The organism is Streptomyces wedmorensis (assembly GCF_000716445.1).
In the GTDB taxonomy this organism is placed as follows: domain Bacteria; phylum Actinomycetota; class Actinomycetes; order Streptomycetales; family Streptomycetaceae; genus Streptomyces; species Streptomyces wedmorensis.
This window is the reverse complement of sequence record NZ_JNWK01000047.1, coordinates 16133-38813: the sequence shown is the minus strand read 5'-3', so window position 1 is coordinate 38813 and position 22681 is coordinate 16133. Positions and strand designations below refer to the sequence as shown.

Genomic DNA, 22681 nt, shown 5'->3' with positions numbered 1-22681 from the left:
GGCCGCGCGGCGAGGCCAGAGCACCCATAGGCACGATGCCTGGCGTACCGCCACCACCAGCGTCCTCGCAGCAGTGCGCAGCTTGTCACCCGAGCGGTGGGAGGCGAGGACGTCCGCAATGGCCAACCGGCGGCGACTGTGAAAATCGCTGTCCGCTCACCGGAGCACGGTGATAGACATCCGGCGTGGAAAAGAATCTTGAGTTCCCTGACCTGTTGCGACTGATCGATGAACGGTCGACCGCCTTCCGCGCCGTGGTCGCCGCCGCGCCCGGTCTCGACGCGCAGGTGCCGACCTGCCCCGGGTGGACGCTGTTCGATCTGGTGAAGCATCTGGGTGGGGGAGACCGCTTCTGGGCCGCCATCGTCGACGCGGGGTCTGCCGACGCTCCCCCGGCCGAGGCCGTCGCCGCGCGCGCCGCGCTGGAAGTGCCGCAGGAGCGTGAGGCCCTGCTGGCCTGGCTGGACGCGTCGACGCAGCTTCTGCTGGGCGCCCTGCGCGCGGCGGGACCGGAGAGCGGTTGCTGGACGTGGTGGCCCGCGTCTCAGTCACCGCAGACCGCCGGCGGCACCGCCCGGCACCGGGTCCAGGAGACCGCGGTGCACACCTACGACGCCCAGCTCGCCGGGGGCGCCCCGCAGCCACTGCCGGTCGAGCTGGCACTCGACGGTGTGGAGGAGTTCCTGTTCACCGTCTGCGCAACGCCGAGTGCCTGGCCGCACAAGCCCACGGCCTTCGACTTCCACGCCGCCGAGGGCCGCTCCTGGCGCCTCACCGTCGACGGCGACGGCGCACGCACCACCCGCATCCCCGCGCCCACCGCCGCGACCGGCGAGGACTCGGACGCAGCCGGCGCTTCCGTCCACGGCACGGCCAGTGAGCTGGTCCTCTACCTGTACGACCGGATCCGGGCCGACTCCTTGCACGTTGACGGAGACGCAGGGCTGCTCGACCTGCTCCGCGCCTGGGAGCCGGAGGAGAAGTAGGACGTAGCGGGGGCGGTTGGCCGCGCCTCGAGCGGTAAGACACGACTCTTCGCCAGGTTCGTCAGTCGCGGCACCGGGCTCAAACCCGCGAGGCGGCCTCCGGGCGTCACCAAGCCGACCGTCTACCTGGAGGGCAGTGCGAATTCGTCCGTCCCAGCAATCACGAGAAGCGACGCGACTGCCGTCGTCCCGATCTCGTCGAGAAGTCAGTCGATCGGGTGACTGCGGCGGCTGCCGTGCATGAGAGCGGCGCCTCTTGGTAGCTCGAAGGGTGTCGAAACCCACGTGCGGTCCAGGAGACCCTCTTGTCGCATTTCTACGGCAACGCGGGAGTGGGGCCCACTTCAGCCACTCTCGCATGTGACTGTCTGGCTCACAGGTTCGGGAACGCCAGAGACCACGGGGCGCGCGAGCGTAGGTATCCCACCGACATGTCGGACGCCGAGTGGGCGGTGGTCCGGCCACTGCTGCCGGTGCCGGGCCGGCTGCGGGGCGGGGCGGGGCGGGCAACCGGAGGCTTATTGTGGGTGACCGCGCCGCGGCCCAGGTCCTGCTCACCCAGGTCACTGCCGCGCACCACCTGCTGGCCCTGGTCTGGGCCAACGGCGGATACACCGGCAGCCTCGTCGAGTACTGCCTCGCGGCCCTCGCCCTGGTCCTCGCCATCGTCAAACGCAGCGACGACATGCGCGGCTTCGTCGTGCTGCCCAAGCGGTGGATCGTCGAGCGGTTCTTCGCCCACCTGATGCGAAGTCGCCGTCTCGTGCGCGACTTCGAGCGTTCCATCGCCGGCGCGGAGGCGATGGTCTACTGGTCGATGACGATGCTCATGACCCGCCGCGTTGCCAGGCCATGTCCTTCGCGAGCGTGAATCGGCCAGGTGCCGGCTCGATCAGCCAGCCGCGCGCCGTCAGCAGCTTGGTCTTCGATCGCAGTGCCCCCACCTTTCCCGGTACGGGGCCCAGGCCGAAGCAGGCGGCCATCTCCTGGCACGTCAAAGCTCCTTGACCGAGCCGGTTACGGTCACTGAGGGCCTGCAGGATGCGCTGGTAGTCCACCGACAGCGCCGACCAGGCCAGCCCCGCGCGCCACACCGGCACCACTGTTTTCGGCTTCGCCGCCTCCGCCGGTTCGGGCCGCGCCGGTTGCACACCGGGAGCCGGCAGATCCTCGGAGGCGGCGGGGCCGACGACGGCGTCGTTGCCCGGGGCCAGTACCTCGCCAACGTGTGAGCGGGCGATGACCCACTCGTTCCACTCCCGCTCAGCCACGGCCAGCTCCGCCTGGAGGCGGTCGGCCTCCTCCCGCAGATCGTCGACACGACGGCGAGCGGTGAGCTCACGCTGTTCCAGCAGTCCCACGACCGCCGGCATCATCGACCTCCACCAAAGCAACGACACGACACCACTGCCACGAGACCGCCGGCCCTATGCCTGACCAGCGAGAACGCACTCCTCAAGCCCGGAAAGACAACGACCTCTGAACAGTCGGCCTGCACGATGTCGCTGCCCGCCTCGAAGCGGTCCCCCGCCAGGGCGAGGCACTTGTCGCTGTGCTGCGCCCGGAGCTTGACGAAGAGGATGTGGTCGGTCTGCTGTACGGGGGGCCGGTCCTCCAACTCCCCGATGGGTCTGTCGGCGATGTCCGTGACCCGCCACCGCTGGTCCGTGATTCCCAGACAGTCCCGCAGAACCACGTCCGCACCGGAGCGCTGGGAGGTTCCCGCGACGCTCAGGCATTTGCCGTCCGGGCTGCGGATCTCGTAGTACTGCACGGCGGCGTGAGCTGGGCCCGCGCTCAGGGCCCCCAGGGCCAGGAACCGCGCGGCGACGATCCCGAAGGCTGCGGCCACGTGGGCCACGGGGCGCCGAGGCGTGTCGCTCATGGGTCCCCCTTCGGTCACATGGAGTACCCGCAAGGCGACGCTAGCCGCCCTCCGGTGACCATCAGGCCTTAAACGCGCCCATTCGGGTGAACTGGCGCTTGGCCCCCGCCTCAGGATGCTTCCGACATCCACATACGAGCTCGCTCCGGCCTGGCCGCCATGGACTGCCGCGGATCCCGATCTCGTCACTTCCGCGCGAAACGAAGCGAAGGCGCCTGAGATCACCACGGTGATCGCCTCGATGGTTCCTGCGGACGGCGCCGGTCGGCAAGACGGGCATCGCTTCACCAACGAGGTCACGGCGCTTCCAGCCGCCCGGTACGGCCGGTAGGCCTAGGGATGGGATGGGACGGCCGGTGAGGGCGGCAGTGGCGGCGGTGCCACCCACTGGTGCCGCACCCTCCCATTCCACAGGCGGGCCCGAAGCGACTGCCGCCAAGGTGGTCGCATCGCTGCTGGACTCCCATCCCACGGTCGTCGTAGCGACCCCTGCCCGGCCGACCGCCAGGGGGGAGGAAGGGGCGTCGCCCCGTTCATCCGGGCGCCATTGGCTCAACAAATGACGCTCGCTCCGGCGTGGTTGACGCGCGTCGACCGGACCGTCAGTCTCGGGGGGACTCTCACCACTGAGTCACCTCGGACTCGTGAGGCCATGGAGGATCGATGCCCCGACGCCCCCTGCGTTCCCTGTCACTTCGCCTACTGCTGCCATTTGTCATGATCATGGCTGCTTCTTTGGGTGGGGTGGTCGCCACCGCAGGCACCGCCCAGGCCGACAGCTGCTACACCTGGTCGCGCACCCTCTCCCAGGGCGTCTCCGGCGCCGACGTCACGGAGCTGCAGATTCGAGTGGCCGGGTATCCCGGCTACGGCGGGGTCCTGGCGATCGACGGCGACTACGGCCCCGGAACGGCAGCCGCCGTCAAGCGCTTCCAGGCCGCCTACGGGTTGGCCGCTGACGGTGTCGCGGGCCCCGCGACCTTCAGCAAGATCTACGCGCTCCAGGACGACGACTGCACCCCCCTCCACTTCTCCTACGCCGAACTCAACAACTGCAACACCACCTGGGCCGGCGGCGCCGTGAGCGCGGCCACCGCCAAGTCCAACGCCCTGCGCACGATGTGGAAGCTGGAGGCCCTGCGGCACGCCCTCGGTGACCAGAGCATCCGCGTCACCAGCGGCTTCCGCAGCCAGGCCTGCAACGACGCGGTCGGCGGCGCCACCTCGAGCCGCCATCTCTACGGAGACGCGGCCGACCTCGGCGCCGGCCCTCACTCGCTGTGCCTGCTGGCCCAGCAGGCCCGTAACCACGGCTTCAACGGGATTCTCGGCCCGGGCTACCCCGGACACGGCGACCACGCCCACGTCGACCACCGAGCCGCGCGCTTCTGGTCGGCGTCCAGCTGCGGCATCTGACGACGCGACCGCGTTCCTCGCACTCGGGCACCGGACGGCCCGATGTCGGATAGCGGGACGCCGTCGACCGCCGACACCCTGCCCGCATGGACAACGCGGAAGCACTCCTCATCGGCGGGCGGGCAGGGATCGGCAGGACGGGCATGGGATGGGGGTCTCGGCGCTGCCGCGCGCCGCGGCCGTCTCCCACGCGATCGTCGACGGCGACTTCACGGGCAGGTGCACCCGACCCCGGCGGACGACCCCGTCCGCTCGGGGATCACCGAGATCAATCTGACGGCCGTGTGGGGGAAGGTCCGGTCGGAGCTGTCGACCGGTCCCGCGACGACGGGTCACCGAGCTGACTGCACTGCCGACGGCCTGACCAGGCCCCAGCGGAGGCGACGGGCCTCGCGTCGGGTGGCACGCGCCTCGCTGCGCAGGCCGGCCGCTTTCTGGCGGGCCGCCAGCATGTAGAGGCCGTCGATGAGGTGATCGCGGTACCTTCCCGGGTCCGACGCGGCGAGATGCCGGTCTACCTCCACGGCGCGCTCCAGCGCTCGGACGGCCTCCAGGCGCCGTTCCGCCTGCCACAGTTCCAGACCGATCGAGACGTAGGTGTTGCTCAGCAGATAGCGGTGCGCCCGGTCGTACGGGGCCAGGCGGTGGTGCAGGTCGGCGATCTCCTCCAGCAAGGGGATACCCGCCGTGCCGTCCCGCCGAAGGGCATCGTGGAGGCGAGGCAGAAGGTGGTCGCCGTATGCGCGCACGTCGTGACGTGCCATGTGGCGGAACACCGACAGCTCCAGGGCGTCCACGACCTCCTCGCTCTCCTTGCGGTCGTACGTGACGGAGGGGAAGTGGCCGCGTCGACTGGAGGCATCCGGCGCGTAGGAGAGCTGGTCCACCTCCTCACGTACCGCACGGGCTGCCGCGTGACGGTGAGCCGCCTCGAGCGCGGCGGCGTGGATGCGCAGCGACTGGACGAGATCCTCCACCAGGGGGAACGGATTCGCCTTGGCACGACGCCGGTTGATGTCCACCGCGCGGGCGCTCGCCTCCAGCGCCCGCTCCCGCCAGTCGATTCCCGTCCGCAGTGCCGGGCTCTGCGTCAGCAGGAGGCGCGCCAGGTTGGTCAGGGCGGTCGAGAGGGGGCCCTCGCGCGTGGGAGAACCGTCGCGGGCTTCGCGATCGAGGAGGAGGACCGCGGCGTGCGTCGCGGCGAGGGCGGCCGGTTCCCGCAACGCCGCCGTCAGTGTGACGCCGACGTCGAGGAAGCGAAGGCCCAGGGTGTCCTCGTACGACCCGGGATGCTCGCGGACGAGTCCTGTGACGAGTTCCAGCGCCTCGGTCTGTGCCCGCAATGCCTCGATGTCCCGCCCGCATTGGCGCAGCACGGCCGCGTGGTTGGCAAGTGCGGTGGACAACGGAGCGCGTTGGTCGTCCGGGTGGAGCCGTGCCAGCTTGCGCGTCAGTTCGACCGCTCGGCGGCCCGCCTCCTCCGCCTCCGGCAGCCGGTCGAGGTGGTTGAGGAGCCCGCACTGGTTGACCAGTGCCCCCGCGAGCCCCGGCGTGCGCGCCACCGGATGCCGCGCCGCGAGGATCTCGTGCAACGCGACGGACTTCTCGGTGGCGGCGAGCGCCTCCAGGAGCCGTCCGGAGCCCGTCAGGGCGAACGCGAGGGAGTCGTACGCCGCGGCGTGTCGGGCCGGGTCGTCGGAGGCACCCGCCCAGTGGGGGAACAGCCGTTCAGCGAGGACGGTACGGGACGGGTCGAACTCGGGGCTCTCATGCTTGGGCAGCTTCGCGTCGATGTCCTCCAGCAGGTCGGGCTGGATGTCGTCGAGGGCCAGCAGGGTGCTGAGCGCCGGCCCCCCGGCGGCGACGGCGAGCCAGGGAGCCTGTCGCAACAGCGGGTACAGATGTCCGTGTCGCAGATGCGGCCAGCGCGCGGCCGAGGCGGCCAGGAAGGTCAGCGCCCGCGATGCCCAGGGCGCCGGCTGCTCGCCCGCCCCGTGCGGCAGCAGCGCAGCGAGGGTCGCGGGGGCCCACGGCGCGGACGGGTAGGCGGTCTCCGCGGTGTGCCCGGGGAGGGTGAGAGCGAGGAAGTCCTCGGCGAGCCGGTCGGGCAGCAGAGGTTCGAGCACGGTTCCGCGGTGGGGTTCGGCAGGCGGATAGCAGGCGATGTGGTCCGCGACGATCCGCTCGGCGGAGTGCCCCACGGCCGGATCGTTCGCGATCACGCGGCCTACGACGTCGAGAGCGGGCTGCCGGGAGACCGGGCCGGTGAGGGCGGCGGTGAACACCATCCGGTTCATCACCTCGGGCGGAGTGGTCCGGACCCGCCCGACCGCGGCTGCGCGGCGGCCCGCGTCCTGCGTGTGGAGCCGGGCCCAGTGTGACCTCTCTCGGTTGAGCAGATACGTGACCAGGAACGCGGCGTCCGTGGGCGGGGGTTCGCCCTTCACCAGCGCGTCGACCGCCACCAGAGCGGCCATGTGGACGCTGAGCGTCAGCCCGAAGTCACCGCCCTCCAAGGGCATCGGCGGCAGCACCCGCGAGGCGAAGGCCGGCCCGTTCGCCGGTTCGTGGACGGCGGCGAAGGCGTCCCGGGCGACGCGGAACATCTCGGTCCGCGGTCCCTTGCCGTCCCCGCCCGGCAGAGGTCCGAGGATCTGCAGGGAGGTGGCGGCCTGGACGTCGCTGAGTGCTGCCTGCACGGCGGGCCACATGTCGGAGGAACGGGCAAGCATCAGCACACGCGTCGGGAGAGCCGGCCGGTGGAGCAACCGGTTGCTCAACAGCCAGGTCAGGTGCGGAAAGGGCCAGTGGTCGGCGTAGTCGATGACGAGGAGGAGCCCGGGCGCGCCACCGGTCCGCAGGTCGACGCCCTCGTCGGTGGCCGGCGAGGCCAGGACGTTCCCGGCGCCGTGGACCGCCCTGACCACCTTCCAACCGTCGGCGACGGCCTCTCGGGCGAAGGCTGCCGCGAGACGGCTCTTCCCCTGACCGCCCGGGCCCTGGAGCCACCGAACGGCCAGTCTGCGCGCCGAGTCGCGCCAGACGCGCAGGTCGGCGAGCTCCTCGGCCCGCCCCGTGAACGGCACGATCTCGTGCCGGGCGCTGAGCATGCGGCTGGGCAGCTCGCGGAGCCATTCCGCGCCCGCTTCGGGGGTGGGACGCCAGTTCTCCAGGACGTAGACGGGCAGCCCGTCCACGTAGACATGGATGTCACCGTCGACCACCGCGTACGCGAACCCGCCCTCGGCGCTGATGTGCTGGCGCGCGGAAGGCTCCCGCCCGCTCATGTCGGAGTGTCGCCGGGGACCGGCCGGTGGTGGTGGACGTGGACGCTGCTGCCGGGGCCCTGTGCCCCGAACGCGGCGCCTCCCGCGTGCGCCGTGACGTGCTGGGACCACGTGCCCCCGTTCCGAGGCGCGGCACCGTCCTCGATCAGAGCCCGCAGTTCCTCGGCGGCCTCGGGATGGTCCCGCAGCAGTGCGGCGAGCCGGCGCCCCCAGGGCCGTACCAAGTCGTCGCGTACACCGTCGGTGTCCTCGCCCTCCCCCAGGACCAGTTCGGCGTCACCGTCCAACTGGGCCCGCACCACCGCACCCCGGTCCTCGTCACGGCGCCGGAACAGGTCGACCACCCGGTCCCGTGTGCCTTCCCAGACGCTGGTGGCCATCGCGGCCACGACAGTGGTCGCCCCCGTCATGGCCAGGACCGTCATCGGATCGGACATCAAAGCCCCCGTCACTCGCTGAACATGCTCGTATCAGTTTAGTGACCCTCCTTCGTCCAGTGCTGATGGGTGGATCGGACTGGTCGCTGGATGTTGACGCGCTCGTCACCCGTTCAGAGACCCTCGCGTGCGCGGGGCGCAGTTCGGGCGCCAGTGCGCTTCTCCGGAAGTCGGCCACATCCGAACGCGCACCGGCCGCCGCCTCGCCCAGCGGCCGCACCGAAGGCCGGCCGCTGTATGCGGTCATACGGAGTACGGCGGGGGCTACGGGACCGTACAGAGGGCACTGGTGGCGGCGCTGCCGAAAACGCGGAGGAAGAGACAGACACGGGAGGTGCGGCCACCCCCTCGGGCGGGCGATCGACGGCATCTACACGTTTGAATCGTGAAATACCTTCCGCCTCCGGCGGGTTGCCGGAATCGCCCACCCCTCCACGCGAGGAAGACAGCACGAACAAGGCGGCGCCCGACTCCGCCAACGCCTCTTCCAGCGATGGCCACCGCGAGTCCGGCACGCACGCCCGCCGACACCAAACCAGCACGATGCACCCGGCTTTGCGGGAATGAAGGCCGGCTCCGGTGGCGTGCGGAGCGCGCGGACTGCCCGGGTGCTCACGGGTGGTGATCGAAGGGATTCGAGAGGTGAGGAATTAGGTGAATCCTTCACTGAATTCGCGTCAACAAGCGACAGTGATTATTTCGATTACATAACGGGATCGACGAAAAGGCCTGGACCAAGCGTCAGCGACGCGCGTAACTGCGTTTATTTTAAAGGGACTTGAGTGTTCATCAGATACGGAAGCGTAGGTAACGGAATGGATTCTTTGAACACTCTCCCCTTTGTCCGAATTCTTCACCGGGAGGTTCTGACAGGCTTCCGCGCACCCAGTCTTCTGACCAAAGAGTTGAGGTGTGCATGTCTAGACATAGGAAGCCGAAGGAGAGTCGGGCACGCGGGGCACGGCCTCGCAGATCCTTCATAGGCGTCACCGCCGCGATGGCCGTCGCCGCGGTGATGGCAGGGGGGATCGCTTACGAGGCAGGGCGCGCGGAAGCGGGTGGGGCGCCGCTCGCCCGCCTCGAGACTCCCGTCACCGACATCGCCGTCCCCGCCGCCGCGCCGGCCAGGGACGAGGAGCCCGAGCCGATCCGGAAGAAGCCGACCAACGAGCCGGCCCGGGGCATGGTGTACGACGGGCTCAAGGTGGCGCCGGAGGGAGACCGCTGCGCGGGCGTCTACGCCACCGGCACCGGTCTGTGCACCCACGGACCCGACGCGCCGCCCAAGGGCGTGGACATCAAGAAGGACACTCCGCCCGCGGTCAAGTCCGTGGCACCCGCGACCGATCCCGCCAAGCCTGCCGCGCCGCAGCCCGCGCCCCGTAAGAGCCAGGGCCCCTCACAGGACGCGCCCGCCGTCGACGCTCAGGCCCCGCGTACCGCGGCCACGACCGCGCCGCCGAGTTCCTCCGCGGCCACGGCTCCGGCCGCCACCGGGACCAGCACGACCGCCGCCGCAGGGCCGGCCGGGCAGACCGTCCAGTGCGACGGCGACGGCAGCACCGGCAACCGGGTCCAGGTCGTGTACGTCCACGGCCCGGGACGCGACCGGTACTCCGAGTACCTCGCCTCCTTCCGCAAGTGGGCCGCCGACGCCGACCTCATCTACTCGGCCAGCGCCCAGGAGACCGGCGGCGTCCGCCACATCCGGTACGTGACGGCCGCGGACTGCACGCCCACCGTCCTCAACATCGAACTCGCCGACTCCGCACTGGCCGAGTTCAGCGCCACCAACCGCGCGCTCGCCGCCAAGGGACTCGACCGGCGCGACCGCAAGTACATGATCTTCGCCGAAGCACAGGTGTACTGCGGCATCGGCACCTTCGCCGGGGACGAGCGGCCGGGCCAGTCCAACCAGAGCAACTTCGGCCCCTCGTACGGGCGTACGGACAGCGGCTGCTGGGGCGGGCACACCGCGGCCCACGAACTCGGCCACAACCTGGGCGCGGTCAACAACAGCGCGCCCAACACCAGCCGGGGCGCGCACTGTACGGACGAGTGGGACGTGATGTGCTACTCCGACAGCCCGTACTACCCGCAGATGCGCAATGTCTGCACCAACCGGGCCTCCGAGAACATCCTCGACTGCAACCACGACGACTACTTCCACACCAGCCCGCGGGCCGGCAGCTATCTCGCCACGCACTGGAACATCGCCGACAACCAGTTCCTGATGCGCACCAAGGGTGGGGGTACAGGACCGGACCCGACCCCGAGCCCCACGCCCAGCCCGACCCTCACCCCCTCCCCCACGCCGACGCCGACGCCGACCGGGCCGCGGCCCGGCAGCGGGCCGGACGTGACGGCGGGTCAGATCCAGTCGGACTCCGTCGTGGTGAGCTGGCCGCAGGTCAGCGGAGCGTCCTGGTACCAAGTCATCCTCGACGGCCGGCACCTGACCTGGGTCCAGGGCACCGCGCTGCGGATCTACAACCTGCGGCCGGGCACCTCGCACACCGTCGCCGTCTCCGTCCGCGACGGCCAGGGCCGTGACAGCGGACCGGGTCGCGCGACGACCTTCCGCACCGCCGGGGCCGGCACCACCACGACCCCCGGCACCCGCTATCTGCTCTCCAACGGCAGCACCGGGCTCAGCGCCCAGCTGTGGGGCGGCCGCAGCGCCGACGGCACGGTCCTGGTCGCAGCCCAGAGCAACGGCTACGAGCAACAGCAGTGGTACTTCGACGACGCGGGCAGCGGTCTCGTACGCATCCGATCGGCGGCCTCCACCAAGTGCCTGCAGCCCGGCGGCACACCCGCCCCCGGCATGTGGGTGGCCCAGCAGCCCTGTGCCGCCGGCTCCTCGGCCCAGCAGTGGCGCATGACGGTCGTCGACGGCGCGGTCACGCTCACCGACCGCAGCGGATCCTACGCCCTGACCGTCAGCAACCGTCCGTACTACGGCGCCTGGCTGCTCGACCTCCAGCGCGTGGACGGACGGCCGGCGCAGACCTGGACGGCCCGCCGGGCCGGCTGAGCCGACCCTCACGTCGCATCCGCGCCGCACCCCGGGCGGGCCGCCGACCGGCGGCCCGCCCTCCGCGAGCCCCACGCCTCGCCACCCCACGTCCTCACCTCACCGCCGGACCGGAGCACCGCCATGCACACCGCCACCCGACCCGCACTCCTCCTCACCGCGGTACTCGCCCTCGGCCCTGCCCTAGGCCTCGCCGTCCCGCAGACCGCCGCCGCGCACGGCGACAACCTGGAAGTGGTCATCACCGGTCACCGTGAGGGCCACGTCCTGACCGAAGTCACCTGGGAGAACGACGGCGACGCCGTCGACGAACCCGTCGCCGCACTGGTCAGCGCCGTCAGCGCGGACGGCAGCCGTACGGCCGGCCCCTGGAAACTCGTCCGCGGCACCCGCCCCACCGACTGGACCACCACCGAAGCGCTCCCGGCCGGCATCTGGAAGGTCACCGTCGCGGCAGGCCAGCCCGCACTGGGGCACGCCGAGCGGCAGCTGACCGTTGCCGCCGTCACCCCGGCTGCCGTGGGCCCGTCGACCGTCGACCCGTCGACCGGTGCCTCGTCGACCCGTGCCTCGTCGACCGGCGGCCCGTCGGCTTCGGGCGGGACCACAGCCACGCCCGCTCACACGTCTACAGGGGCGCAGGAGACCTCACCGGCTCCGGATGCTCCCAGGTCCCTGTCAGCATCGCGCTCCGCAGCCGAAGACCAAGACGACCAGACCCGGGGTCCCGGGCCGACAGTGGTCGGGCTCGTAGTCGCCTCACTCGTCGGAGCCGCCGCCGGGATCTGGATACGGCGCAGGCGGGACGGACGGCGCTGACAGCGGCCGGCGGCACCGCACCAGGCCCGACATGGCTTCCCGGTCACACGGTGGGATGCTTGATGCTTTCGATGATCCGGGCGAATCCCTCCGTGCCGTGGCCGGCATCCACCTGGCGCTGGATCAGGCGTTGGACCATGGCGATCGGCTCAGGGCTCACTCCCTGCTCGGTGCTGGCTTCGATGAACAGGCCGAGGTTGGAGAACTCCAGGCTCTGCTGCCCCGCCACGGTGTAGTCGCCGCCGTCGATGACCTCGGCGTATCCCGCGAGTTCGCCGGTCATTGCCGTCAGCCACGGCGCGGCCATCTCCGCGAAGCGGGCCGCGGACACGCCGGCCGGCGCAAGCATGGCGGCACCGTGCATGAACCCCGCGAACATCACGTACATCGCCGAGAGGAGCGCGAAGTCGTACAACGACGCAAGCCCCGCGTCCTCGCCGTAGTAGGTGCTGGTCGCCCACAGGTCGAGCAGCGCCGTGTGCCGGCGGAAAGCCTCCTGCGAACCGCTGTACAGGATCGAGGCCCCCGGCTGCCCGATCATGGACGGCACTGCCATGATGCCGCCGTCGAGGTAGGTGATCCCGGCCTCGGCGGACCAGGCGGCCAACTGCCGTGCCTGCTCGGGCTTGGTCGTGGTCAGGTTGACCAGGGTCCGTCCGGCCAGGTCGTCGACGAGCGGGTCGAGCACCTTGTGCACCGAGTCGTGGTCGAAGAGGCAGACGATCACGAGCGGGCTCGCCCGGACCGCCTCGACGGCCGAGGCCGCTTCCGTTGCCCCCCGCGCGACGAGCGCGTCGGCCTTGCCCGCCGAGCGGTTCCACACCGTGGTCCGAATTCCGGCCTCCACCAGGGTATCGGCGAGGGCGCCGCCCATCGCGCCGAGCCCGAGAAGGCTCACGTGGGTGTCGTGGTTCTCCGTCATGTCAATGCTCCGTCGAGTCGCTCGTCGAACTTCGCTGATGAATCAATGCTCAACGCAGCCAGTAGAGTTGACCAGTACGGACTAATTAGTGCGGTACTCACCCCGAGGTGCGTACCGTCCGGGCGACACGGAGGAGCGCATGGCGACGTCGGCACGACGAGGGCCCTACTTCTGCGGGGTCGACGCGGCGATGGACGTCGTCTCCGGGAAGTGGAAGTCGTTGATTCTCTGGGAGCTCCACGAGCACGGCACGCTTCGCTTCGCGGAGCTACGGCGCGGCCTCCCGGGCGTCAGCGAGAAGATGCTCGTCCAGCACCTGAGGGAGATGGAGGAGGACGGCCTCGTGAACCGCGAGGTCTACCCCGTCGTGCCGCCCAAGGTCGAGTACTCCCTGACGGAGCACGGCGTCTCCCTCAATGCCGCCCTCGAAGCCATGGCGTTGTGGGGACAGGAACGGATCGAGCGGATCGGCGCGGAGAAGATCAGCACTGAGGCCGCCTGAGGCCGCCCCGCGTGGCCAGTGAGCGCCTCGAACACGGCGGGCTGCTGTCGCCTGCGCCAGGCTTCACGGCGCGTCCTGACCATGGGGAGACGGCCCGGGTCGGCCACTCCATGGGGTGGAGGCCACGGCCTGACCTCCCCTCATATGGCAGAACAGTGCTACGTGTTGGTGTCGTCAGTCCAGGACCCCCCGAAGCCAGGACCGTTCTGCCTGGCTGGTGGCGCGGGCGATGGTGAGCATGCCACGGCGGTAGGGGTCGCCTGTTTCCTCCGCGCTCAGGGGGCACTCTCCTTCGTGGAAGAAGCTCGCGGGCTGTTGCAGGAATTCCAGGCGTCGGCGCAGTACGGCGTGCTGGTCGGCGGTGTGCGGCAGTTGGGACAGGAAGGCCAGGACGGTGAAGTACCGGGTGCTGTCGCTGATGTCCAGGCCGTCCGCGTCGCGCAGTCGGCGCAGGAGCTCGGTGCGGCCGGCCGGGGTCAGGGTCAGGGTGTGCCGCTGGGCGGCCGAGGCGCCTGGCTCCGTTTGGCGGTCCAGTAGCCCGGCGTTGACGAGCCGGGTGATCGCCGGGTAGAGGCTGCCGTCGCTGACCGGTCGGGCGTGGCCGGACAAGTGGGCAATCCGGCGGCGCAGTTGGTAGCCGTGGAGCGGCCCGTCGGCGAGGAATCCCAGGATCGCGAGTTCGAGCATGCTGCTACTCTCGCACATCGAAACGAGGTATCTCGAATCGAGGCATGGGGGTAGGGATGTACACCGAGGAATGGGTGACCGCTCGGGCGCGTGACGCCTACGAGCACGGCCGGGCATCCTTCGCCGTACGGCCGGAGCGGACCGCGTTACTGGTCATCGACATGCAGGACGAGTTCGTCCGGCCCGGCTGGAGCCCGTACTGGGTGCCGGCGGCGACACGGATGGCGCCGAGACTGCGCCGGCTGGTCCAGGCATGCCGAGCCGTCTCGGTCCCGGTGATCTGGACGATCTTCGACGACACGCATCTCGGGCTGGACCGCCCGAAGGCCCTGCGCCACCTTCCGCACTCCGACACCGACTGGCGCCGGCCGGGCCCGGCCGAGGTGTGGGAGCAGATGGGCCGCCGCCCAGACGAAGCCGTGATCCGCAAGCCCTCCTACGGCGCGTTCTACGACACGCCGCTCGACACGATGCTCCGCAACCTCGACCGCGACACCGTCATCGTCGCGGGAACCCTCACCAACTACTGCTGCGGCACCACAGCCCGCCAGGCATACGAACGCGGCTACAAGGTCGTCTTCGGCGCGGACGTCACGGCCACCGACGACGAGTCCCGGCAAGAACCAGAACTCGCCGTCCTCCGCAAGGGCTTCGCATCCGTGCTGACCGCCCAGGAGATCACCCACCACCTGACCACGGCCGATGCCGGCCCCCCAGGGCCGGCCGACCGGACGAACACCGACTGACAGCGCAGGCACGCACGGACCTCGGCGGCCGGCGGAAGGCGGACATGGAGGCGAGGTCGGGGCAGGTGGGCGGCGGCTCGGGCTGCGTGGTGGAGGCCGTGGAGGCCGTGGAGGCCGTGGAGGCCGTGGAGGCCGTGGAGGCCGTGGAGGCCGTGGAGGCCGTGGAGGCCCCCGCCGCCCTGGCGGCGCCGACGGTGGCCGCGAAGGGCTTGTCGCGCTCCCTACGGACGGAGGCGTGCTCGACGCGGGCCCCGACCTTGCGGTGTTCGGCATTGCCCCCCTCCTCACCCGGCGGCAAGGCTCGGCCGGGGCGTTTGCGGTGCGGGACGACGAGCCTGGCGTTGAGGAAGGCGCCGACGACCGGCGCCGTCACACCCTCACAGACGGCGGTCAGGCCGGAGTCCCGCCAGGCCTTCGCGTCCGCGGTGGCGCCGGGAACCGACCTGGCCGCCGCGATCACGAACTTGGTGTCGGCGCCGATGATGACCTGCACGTTCGACTAGAAACGCGAGTTGGGTGAGGACGTACCGGACTCGCGGTCGCGGATCGAGAGGAGGGCCGGGAAGCGACCCCCCTCGGGGGTGCGAGCACACGCTGATCCGCCTCCGCGGACTCAAGACCCACCGGCGGCCCCGGAGAGTCCTCCAGTGGACGGGCAGTCCGGCGTCTCCGCGGCGCACGGGTCGCAGCCACTGAAGGCCGCGCCTGAAGGGCACTCGGCCTGGTGGTTCGTCGGGTAGAGGCGTGACCGGCGGTAGGTGGCGAGTACGAGCCGGAATCACCGAGGTATCCGGACGATCATCACCCCAGGACGCCTCTTGACTGAATTTTCAGTTAACGCAAGTATGTGCGGCGCACCACACCTCGCCTCCCCACCCCCTCCAGGGAGAGTTCCATGAACGTGCCTGAAACCTCCAGGCGCAACCTGCTCAAGTTCGGCGCCGCAACCGCCCCCGCCCTGGCGCTCGGCGGCCTCCTCCCCACCACCGCGCGTGCCGCCACCAGCCCCACCGGCGTGCAGCTGCGGATGCCGGCCGAGGACGGCCGCCACGCGCGGACCTTCATGGCCTGGCCCGCGCTGTCCGCGGTCTGGGGCAACAGCCTGTCGGGCGTCCGCAACGACATCGCCGAGGTCGCCTACCAGATCTCCCGGTACGAACCGGTGGTCATGCTGGCCCGTGCCGGACAGGCAGCCGGCGCCCGGTACGCCTGCGGAAACGGCGCGTACTACAGCATCACCGTGCTGGAGATCGCCAATGACGACCTGTGGATCCGCGACTTCGGTCCGACGTTCCTCACCGGCCCCGGCGTCACAGCCGGCCTGGACACCAACTTCAACGGCTGGGGCAAGACCGGCACCACCTACTACCAGCCCTTCGCCAACGACGCCGTCGCGGCCGCCACCCTGCTCGACTACTACGTATGGGGCCCGACCGGGCCGCGAGGACGCGGCCGATCGCGGCCGATCGCGGCTGATCGCGGCTGATCGCGGCTGATCGCGGCGCAGTCTGCCGGGATCGCTGCTTTGGGATCTGCGCGGCTGCCGCATTCCAGGACCTCGGGAATATGGTGGCCACCCGCCGCCCGTGAAGTGGGATTGTGCGCCACCGGCGCGGCGTCAGCCCGCGGTGGAGGCCGGAACCCGAAGCCCTGCCGGGCTCACCCCGACGGGGCGACGGCGGTCGACACGCAGGGCGAATCGGTGCGTGTCGTGGCGGCCTTGGTGTCAGGCGAGGGCAGTGACGAGCAGGGTGAAGGCGGCGATGATGACGGCGACGCGGATGTAGTGGAAGCGGTCCCAGCGGTTCATCTGCTCCTTCCAGTCGGCGGGTCGGTTCTCGGGGGTCCAGGTCTTGCCTCGGTTGTTGATCGGGACGAGCAGCAGGAGCGACATGGCCACGCTGACGATCAGCAGCACGGCGGCGATGACGACCAGGCCGGTGCCGGGGTGATGCCATCCGGCGACGGCCCAGACCGCGCTCAGGATGAGCGAGCCGATGTACCAGAACGGCATCAGAGCGCCGAGCATCCGGCCCCCGTGGGAGCGGGCTTGCTGGTCGGCATCCTCGGGGAGGGCGCCGAAGATCCGGTTCATGACGAAGGCGACGGAGAACTCGACCCCCACCATCAGGCCGACGGTCACGGTGGTGAAGACCTCGAGTGCGTTGAGCATGATGACCCCCAAAACTTCTAGCGTTGCTAGCTGATGAGGCAACGCTAGACCTACTACCGCTCGATTGTCTAGCGACGCTAGAATCGAGTTATGTCAGTACAGGAACGCAAGCAGCGCGAACGGGCCGACCGCGAGCGCCTCATCGTGGCCACTGCCCGCGAACTCGCCGAGCAGCAGGGCTGGGACGCGGTCACCACCCGCCGGCTCGCCGAGCGCATCGAGTACAGCCAGCCCGTCCTCTACAGCCACTTCCGCGGCAAGCGCGAGATCATCGGCGCCGTCGCCCTCCAAGGCGCCACCGAGATGGCCGCGGCCATGCGGGCCGCGACCTCCGCCGCGAACGGCTCCCGCGAACGCGTCGCCGCCCTCGCCCGCTCCTACCTCGACTTCGCCGAACGCAACCCGGCGGTCTACGACGCCTTGTTCCAGCTCGACGGTGGCCTCACATACGCACAGGAGGACACCCCCGAGCCACTCAAGGACGCCTTCGCCGCCCTGATGGAGACCCTGAGCGAAGTCGCCGGGGACGGCGTCCACCCGGGCCTGTTCACCGAGACGTTCTGGGCCGCCCTCCACGGCCTCGCGACCCTGACCCGGGCGGGACGGCTGTTGCCGCAGGACGCCGCACAGAGGGTGGAACTGCTGGTGGACCGCCTCGCCGTGGTTTGACGCACCGGCTCAGCAGGCAAGCGGCCGGGCCCCTCGAGCCTCCGCCGCTTGCTGTCGCTCTCCATCGGCGCCTCGGATCGAGCCCCCGGCCCGTTGCCCGGTCGAGCTCGTGCAGGGCTGTCAGGGGACCGAAGCCGCCGTCGGGGCCACCCCGGAAAGCGGGTCACGCAGCCACTGCCTCGATGCCGGAAGCAACGCGGGGAAACGGACTGTTCGCGGCGGGCGGTGCCGGTCTCAACGTCCGGCCCGGGCAGGACGTACGGCACGAGCGAGACGCCCTGCCTGGGCAGATCGTCCAGCCCAGGCAAGGCGTCCGGCACGCTCTCCATGGCAAAGGCTGGGCTGCGCGGTGGCGGCCCTGGCCGCTCCCCAGAAGGCCTGAGCCGTCAGTTCAGTTCGGTTCGGTTCAGGTCGAGGCGGTCGGCGAGGCCGGCGGCGGTGAAGGCGGCTCGTAGGGCGTCGCGGCCTTCGGTGAAGTGGGCCCAGCCTTCGTAGTGGACGGGGACCACACGGCGGGCGCCGAGGAGCCTGGCGGCCTCGGCTGCCTGGGCGCTGTCCAGGACGATCACCGCTCCGCCGAAGAGGATGTCGAAGCGCGGTGCTCCGGCGAACAGGATGGCGGTGTCGACGGGGCCGAAGTGTTCGGCGATCTGCTTGACGGCGTCGAGGGAGGCGTTGTCGCCGCTGACGTAGAGGGTGGGCAGGCCCTGTCCGGTCAGGACGAAGCCGACGACCTGACCGATGATCGGTTCGACGTCCTCGCGGGCGCCGGGTCCGTGGATCGCGGGCACTCCGGTCACGGTGATCGTGCCGCCGTCGGGCCGTTGCAGCTCGACCGACTCCCAGTCGGCCAGTCCCTTGGCGCCGCGGCCCAGCCGCTGAGCACCCCCAGGGGTGGTGAGCGTGAGCGGGACTTCGGCGAGCAAGGCGCGGCCGGAGGTGTCGAGGTTGTCGGGGTGTTCGTCATGGGAGAGCAGGACCACATCGACGTGGTCGGGTGCGCCGGCGGAAGGCGTGGTCTTGGTCAGCCGAGCGCCCGGCACCTCGTAGTCGCCGGGCTCGTCGAAGGTGGGGTCGGTCAGGAAGCGCAGGCCGCCGTAGTCGAACAGGGCTGTCGGACCGCCGAAGACACGGACAGGTATTGCCGTCATCACGATGCCTCACGTTTGAGAAGTCACTTATCCGTGAGAGGAAGCTAGCTCCCCCTCACGGATAAGAGCAAGCTGTAACATGAGAAGCATGGATGAGCCCCAGACAGGCGACGCCGTACCGCCGCCCGCGCCGGGAGCCGAGGACCACCTCGCCCTCGACTTCGTCAACAGCGCCATCGCGGTTCCCGGCGGGCAGTACATCGACCTGCTCGGCACCCCGGCGACGACCAACCAGTGGCTCACCAAGCACGGGCTGGCTCCGTCCAACGCCGGGGTACAGGAGACGTGCGCTACGCAACTGCGCTCGTTGCGCGAACACCTCAGAGCGCTGTTCGCCGCACGGGTACAGGGTCTGCCCGCCCTGCCCGCGGCACTGGCGGCCGTCAACGACGCACTGGGCAGAGCCCCCGCGGCCGCACTGCTGCACTGGGACGAGAAGAACGGCCCCTACCGCGCGACGCCATGCCCCACCCACGAGATCCTCGACCGCGCTCTGGCGACGCTCGCGGCCAACGCGGCCGACCTGCTGACCGGCGCCGACGCCGAGCGCCTCACCGCCTGTGGCTCGCCTCCTTGCAACCGCTACCTACTGCGCCACGGCCGGCGCCAGTGGTGCTCCGTGCGATGTGGCGACCGCGCCCGCGCCGCCCGCGCGTACGCTCGCCGCACCCACCCCACACCCTCCTGACCGGCAACCGATCACAGCACCCCGCGCCGACGGCAGCGGGCGTGGACCCGGCCGACGCGCCTGCGCGGCCAACCCGTCATCCTTGCCGATGACTTGTGGACAAGGTCAGCACATGAGCCGACGATGAGTGCATGCTCAGCACCCTCCTCGCCTTCCTCGGCGCTTGCACCCTGATCGCGGCCTCACCCGGCCCGAGCACCCTGCTGATAATCCAGAACTCCCTGCGCAGCAAGCGCGCTGGATTTCTCACCGTGCTGGGCAACGAGACCGGCGTCTTCATCTGGGGCGTAACCGCCGCCCTTGGCCTTACGGCCCTGCTTGCGGCCTCCCAGTTGGCGTATGACGTCATGCGGATCGTCGGCGCCGCGGTTCTGATCGTCTTCGGCGTCAAGGCGCTGGTGAACGCCCGACGAGGACAGGGTGAAGAAGCCGACCACAGTACTGCGGCAGTTGGATCGGGGTGGCGCGCGTACCGCTCCGGCCTGCTGCTCAACCTCGCCAATCCCAAGGCCGCGGTCTTCGCCATGTCCTTCCTGCCGCAGTTCGTGCCGGAAAACGCTCCCCACTTGGCCACCATGATCGGGCTGGCTGCCATATGGGCTGTCTTCGAGATCGGCTATTACGGCGTGTACGTATGGTTCGTCGGCCGCCTCAAGAAGGTCATCTCCCGGGCCCGAGTACGCAAGCGTCTCGAGCAGGTATCCGGCGGCGTGCTGCTCATCCTCGGCATCCGGATGGCCATCGAAAGCTGAACGGACAGGTTACGGGGCTCGGCAAGGGGCGCGGCTGTCGGCGGCGGTGAACCGGGTGCTCCACCTCCCCCGCGTTGATGGCCGGATGCCGTCGGACCCTGGCTGCGGGCAGGTGTCCGTGTCACCCGATAGAGGGAAGCGGGCACCGAGCCGTAGACCCGTGGCACATGCCTCCGTAGCGTCCCTGCTCTGTCAGCGCCGCCGACTCCAGAGGCGGTGCGGGGCCAGGGCGGGGGAATATGAACGAGCGCTGGATGGTGTCGGCTTCGTGCCGGACGGTGCACCCGGATGATCTCTTTGTCGAAGGGGCTGCGCAGAATCAGGCGAAGGCTCTGTGCACCGGCTGTCCCGTGAAGGCCGAGTGCCTGGCACACGCTTTGGACGGACGGATCGAGCACGGCGTCTGGGGTGGGATGACGGAACGGGAACGGCGCGCCCTGTTGAAGCGTCGGCCCACGGTGCAGTCCTGGGTTCGGCTCCTGGACGCCGCCAGACGTCAGCACGATGGTGGGGCGGCGCCTTCGAAACGTGATTACGCCTGAGCAGGCGGAACGTTTTTGACGCGTGGGCTCATTGCGGCCCCGGCGCCTCTGGCGTGGCGTGTTGCGGGGGGGCCGGTCGGCAGCCCTGCCCTCGCACGTACGACTCGCGGGGCCCCGTCGAGTTGTCACCCTGGTCTCCTGGCCCCCGTCCCGCCGTTCCCTCGCGAGTCCCTAACGCAGGGCGGCGGCAACAAGTCCTTCGAGGGCGTCGCGCGGTACCTCGCCGCCGTTCACCAGACGGTCGAAGACGAGTCCGTCGATGCAGGTCAGCAGGGTGTGGGTGCGGTTCTCGACGTCGCTGACGCCGTGTGCGGCGAGGAACCGTCGGACGGCCTCGCGTCCGGCGTTCTCGTGGGGCACGAGGATCGCCCGCAGCTCTTGGTCACGCACGCTCTCGACGGCGCAGGCGTGGCGGGCGAGCGAGCGGCGCCGACCTTCACCGGTGAGTCGCTGACGGGTGAGCAGAACCATGCCGTTCACCAGCTCCGCAGCCGTGCGCGGGGAGGGGAACGCTTCGGCCGCCGCTTGGAGTTCCGCCTGGTCGAGGCGGACCAGGCGGGTGACGAGTCCGGTGAGCAGCGCGGCGCGCGTACGGAAGTAGGCCGAGGTGGTGTAGAAGGAGGGACTTCCGTATGGGGAACACGGCAGTGGTGATCGGAGGAGGCATAGGCGGACTCGCCGCCGCGATCGGCCCGCACCGCGTCGGCTGGGACGTGACGGTCCTCGAGCGCGCTTCCACGCTCGCGGACGCGGGGGCGGGTATCTCCTTGACTGCCAACGGCGTGCGGGCACTGGACGAACTCGGCGCCGGCAGGGCGGTTCGGGACGCATCGCGAGGCCAGTACAGCGGAGGCACTCGGACGCCCCGGGGCGGCCGAGTGGCTCGGATGGACGGCGCGGCGCTGGAGAAGGCGGTGGGCACGCCGATCATGGGCATCCCCCGGTCCACCTTGCACCGGCTCCCCCGCGAGGCGCTGCCCGCCGGGTCGCTGGTGCTCGGCTCCGAGGCCACCACGGTCGAGCCGGCCGGCCCGGGGAAGGTTCACGTCGGTCACAGCGCCACCGTCCTGGAGGCCGATCTGGTGGTGGCGGCCGATGGCATCGGCAGCAAAGTCCGCAGCCGGCTCTTTCCCGACCACCCTGGTCCGGTCTACAGCGGCTCGACGGTGCTGCGCGCGATCACCGACCACGCGGTCGACCTGTGTACCGACTTCGAGCTCACCTGGGGCCGGGGGGGGCCGAGTTCGGGCACATCGCGTTCCTGGACGGGCGGGCCGAATGGCACGCGGTCCTCAGCCTCCCGTCGGAAACGCGGTTCGCCGACCCACTGGCCGAAATGCGCCGGCGGTTCCACACCCGGCACGACCCGATCCCCGCTCTGCTCGACGCGACTCGGGCGGACACCGTGCTTCACCACGACGTGGACGAACTCCGCACGCCGCTTCCCGCCCACACGGTCGGCCGGATCGTCCTGCTGGGCGACGCCGCCCACGCTATGCCCCCCAACCTCGGACAGGGCGCCTGCCAGGCCCTGGAGGACGCGGTGACTCTGGCCGCCTCCCTCCGGGCCGAGACCACCGTCGAGGCCGCGCTCGCCCGGTACGACGCCGAGCGGCGGCCGCGCAGCCAGGCCGTCGCGCGGGCCGCCCGGCAGGCCGTCGCGCAGGCCGTCGCGCAGGCCGCCCGGCATGCCGGGAGCATGGGCCAGAAAGTGTCCCACCCTCTAGCTGTCGCCCTGCGCGACACGGCCATGCGCCTGACACCGTCCCGGGCCGCCCTACGCATGATCCTGCGTCACCACGCCTGGGTGCCGCCGTCGCTGACCTGACGCGGTACGCGCCCGCCGCCTCTCTGCCGGACGACTCCGAGCCGATACGAAGCCCGAGGCCGGCGGTACCAGTCGCCGGCGGCCAGAGGGATGCGCGGAAGAACCAGCCCCGGCGCCCACGCCGGTGCCGAGCGCGGCGGAGGCGGTGCGCAGG

Annotated in this window: 22 protein-coding genes and 2 pseudogenes; 15 read left to right on the top strand and 9 right to left on the bottom strand. The window is 70.5% G+C overall.

All coding sequences use genetic code 11. From position 1 onward, the window contains the following. Positions 1–185 precede the first annotated feature (185 nt). The gene (locus OO54_RS30345) at positions 186–986 is read left to right on the top strand and encodes a maleylpyruvate isomerase family mycothiol-dependent enzyme (RefSeq protein ID WP_033208738.1); all 801 of its coding nucleotides are present in this window, start codon (positions 186–188) and stop codon (positions 984–986) included. Between the two features lie 523 nt (positions 987–1509). Continuing rightward, positions 1510–1857 (top strand): transposase, encoded by a 348-nt coding sequence (locus OO54_RS30340; protein ID WP_234439520.1) that lies wholly within the window; start codon positions 1510–1512, stop codon positions 1855–1857. Here the strand turns inward: OO54_RS30340 and OO54_RS30335 are convergent. Continuing rightward, positions 1814–2359, bottom strand: a complete 546-nt coding sequence (locus OO54_RS30335) for a hypothetical protein (protein ID WP_033208735.1) — start codon at positions 2357–2359, stop codon at positions 1814–1816. The two genes, OO54_RS30340 and OO54_RS30335, sit on opposite strands and share 44 nt — an antisense overlap. After that, positions 2359–2871 carry an RICIN domain-containing protein gene (locus OO54_RS30330; RefSeq protein ID WP_033208733.1) on the bottom strand — a complete coding sequence of 171 codons (513 nt, stop codon included), beginning with the start codon at positions 2869–2871 and terminating at the stop codon, positions 2359–2361. The genes OO54_RS30335 and OO54_RS30330 overlap by 1 nt, the downstream gene beginning before the upstream one ends. A 723-nt stretch (positions 2872–3594) precedes the next feature. On the opposite strand from OO54_RS30330, the gene OO54_RS30325 reads away from it, so the two are divergent. After that, the gene (locus tag OO54_RS30325; RefSeq protein WP_418953278.1) at positions 3595–4287 is read left to right on the top strand and encodes a D-Ala-D-Ala carboxypeptidase family metallohydrolase; all 693 of its coding nucleotides are present in this window, start codon (positions 3595–3597) and stop codon (positions 4285–4287) included. 86 nt (positions 4288–4373) lie between these two features. Then, positions 4374–4575 (top strand): annotated as a pseudogene (locus tag OO54_RS47660) (hypothetical protein); the annotation flags it as partial. Positions 4576–4619: 44 nt separating this feature from the next. Here the strand turns inward: OO54_RS47660 and OO54_RS30320 are convergent. Next, positions 4620–7574, bottom strand: a complete 2955-nt coding sequence (locus tag OO54_RS30320) for a tetratricopeptide repeat protein (RefSeq protein ID WP_051787290.1) — start codon at positions 7572–7574, stop codon at positions 4620–4622. Continuing rightward, positions 7571–8011 (bottom strand): hypothetical protein, encoded by a 441-nt coding sequence (locus OO54_RS42570; RefSeq protein ID WP_051787289.1) that lies wholly within the window; start codon positions 8009–8011, stop codon positions 7571–7573. Before OO54_RS42570 ends, OO54_RS30320 begins: the two co-directional genes overlap by 4 nt. Positions 8012–9008: 997 nt before the next feature. On the opposite strand from OO54_RS42570, the gene OO54_RS30310 reads away from it, so the two are divergent. Both OO54_RS30310 and OO54_RS46025 read left to right on the top strand, forming a co-directional pair. Next, on the top strand, positions 9009–11048 hold the full coding sequence (locus tag OO54_RS30310) for an RICIN domain-containing protein (RefSeq protein WP_245236736.1): 2040 nt from the start codon (positions 9009–9011) through the stop codon (positions 11046–11048). A 123-nt stretch (positions 11049–11171) separates the two neighbouring features. Continuing rightward, the gene (locus tag OO54_RS46025) at positions 11172–11867 is read left to right on the top strand and encodes an NADH-quinone oxidoreductase subunit E (RefSeq protein ID WP_033208729.1); all 696 of its coding nucleotides are present in this window, start codon (positions 11172–11174) and stop codon (positions 11865–11867) included. Positions 11868–11910: 43 nt separating this feature from the next. Here OO54_RS46025 and OO54_RS30300 read toward each other — a convergent pair whose 3' ends face one another. Then, positions 11911–12789, bottom strand: a complete 879-nt coding sequence (locus tag OO54_RS30300; protein WP_033208726.1) for an NAD(P)-dependent oxidoreductase — start codon at positions 12787–12789, stop codon at positions 11911–11913. A 139-nt stretch (positions 12790–12928) separates the two neighbouring features. Between OO54_RS30300 and OO54_RS30295 the strand changes: the two genes are divergently transcribed. Next, positions 12929–13291 (top strand): winged helix-turn-helix transcriptional regulator, encoded by a 363-nt coding sequence (locus tag OO54_RS30295; protein ID WP_033208723.1) that lies wholly within the window; start codon positions 12929–12931, stop codon positions 13289–13291. 174 nt (positions 13292–13465) lie between these two features. Here OO54_RS30295 and OO54_RS30290 read toward each other — a convergent pair whose 3' ends face one another. Then, the gene (locus tag OO54_RS30290; protein ID WP_033208720.1) at positions 13466–13978 is read right to left on the bottom strand and encodes a PadR family transcriptional regulator; all 513 of its coding nucleotides are present in this window, start codon (positions 13976–13978) and stop codon (positions 13466–13468) included. A gap of 44 nt (positions 13979–14022) precedes the next feature. On the opposite strand from OO54_RS30290, the gene OO54_RS30285 reads away from it, so the two are divergent. The 3 genes from OO54_RS30285 (at position 14023) to OO54_RS30275 (ending at position 16210) form a co-directional block, all read left to right on the top strand. Continuing rightward, a complete protein-coding gene (locus tag OO54_RS30285) occupies positions 14023–14724 on the top strand; it encodes a cysteine hydrolase family protein (RefSeq protein ID WP_234439518.1) in 702 nt (233 codons plus the stop codon). Positions 14725–14768: 44 nt separating this feature from the next. Further along, positions 14769–15227: a hypothetical protein gene (locus tag OO54_RS30280; protein ID WP_033208716.1), complete on the top strand. Its 459-nt coding sequence runs from the start codon at positions 14769–14771 to the stop codon at positions 15225–15227. 392 nt (positions 15228–15619) lie between these two features. Then, positions 15620–16210: an agmatine deiminase family protein gene (locus OO54_RS30275; RefSeq protein ID WP_051787288.1), complete on the top strand. Its 591-nt coding sequence runs from the start codon at positions 15620–15622 to the stop codon at positions 16208–16210. 240 nt (positions 16211–16450) lie between these two features. On the opposite strand, the gene OO54_RS30270 is transcribed toward OO54_RS30275, so the two are convergent. Beyond that, on the bottom strand, positions 16451–16897 hold the full coding sequence (locus OO54_RS30270) for an anthrone oxygenase family protein (RefSeq protein WP_033208774.1): 447 nt from the start codon (positions 16895–16897) through the stop codon (positions 16451–16453). Positions 16898–16987: 90 nt separating this feature from the next. Between OO54_RS30270 and OO54_RS30265 the strand changes: the two genes are divergently transcribed. Beyond that, entirely contained in the window at positions 16988–17566 is a 579-nt protein-coding gene (locus OO54_RS30265) for a TetR/AcrR family transcriptional regulator (protein WP_033208713.1), read from the top strand. A 386-nt stretch (positions 17567–17952) separates the two neighbouring features. Here OO54_RS30265 and OO54_RS30260 read toward each other — a convergent pair whose 3' ends face one another. Next, complete coding sequence (locus OO54_RS30260) at positions 17953–18717, bottom strand: MBL fold metallo-hydrolase (protein ID WP_033208711.1); 765 nt, start codon at positions 18715–18717, stop codon at positions 17953–17955. An 88-nt stretch (positions 18718–18805) separates the two neighbouring features. Between OO54_RS30260 and OO54_RS30255 the strand changes: the two genes are divergently transcribed. The 3 genes from OO54_RS30255 (at position 18806) to OO54_RS44070 (ending at position 20699) form a co-directional block, all read left to right on the top strand. Then, positions 18806–19405, top strand: a complete 600-nt coding sequence (locus OO54_RS30255; protein WP_033208708.1) for a CGNR zinc finger domain-containing protein — start codon at positions 18806–18808, stop codon at positions 19403–19405. A gap of 131 nt (positions 19406–19536) precedes the next feature. After that, entirely contained in the window at positions 19537–20157 is a 621-nt protein-coding gene (locus OO54_RS30250; protein WP_033208706.1) for a LysE family translocator, read from the top strand. A gap of 239 nt (positions 20158–20396) precedes the next feature. Continuing rightward, entirely contained in the window at positions 20397–20699 is a 303-nt protein-coding gene (locus OO54_RS44070; protein ID WP_033208703.1) for a WhiB family transcriptional regulator, read from the top strand. Positions 20700–20870: 171 nt separating this feature from the next. Here OO54_RS44070 and OO54_RS30240 read toward each other — a convergent pair whose 3' ends face one another. Further along, a complete protein-coding gene (locus OO54_RS30240; protein ID WP_051787296.1) occupies positions 20871–21347 on the bottom strand; it encodes a TetR/AcrR family transcriptional regulator in 477 nt (158 codons plus the stop codon). Between OO54_RS30240 and OO54_RS41815 the strand changes: the two are divergent. After that, positions 21332–22527 (top strand): annotated as a pseudogene (locus OO54_RS41815) (FAD-dependent monooxygenase). The gene OO54_RS30240 and the pseudogene OO54_RS41815 sit on opposite strands and share 16 nt — an antisense overlap. Positions 22528–22681 lie beyond the last annotated feature (154 nt).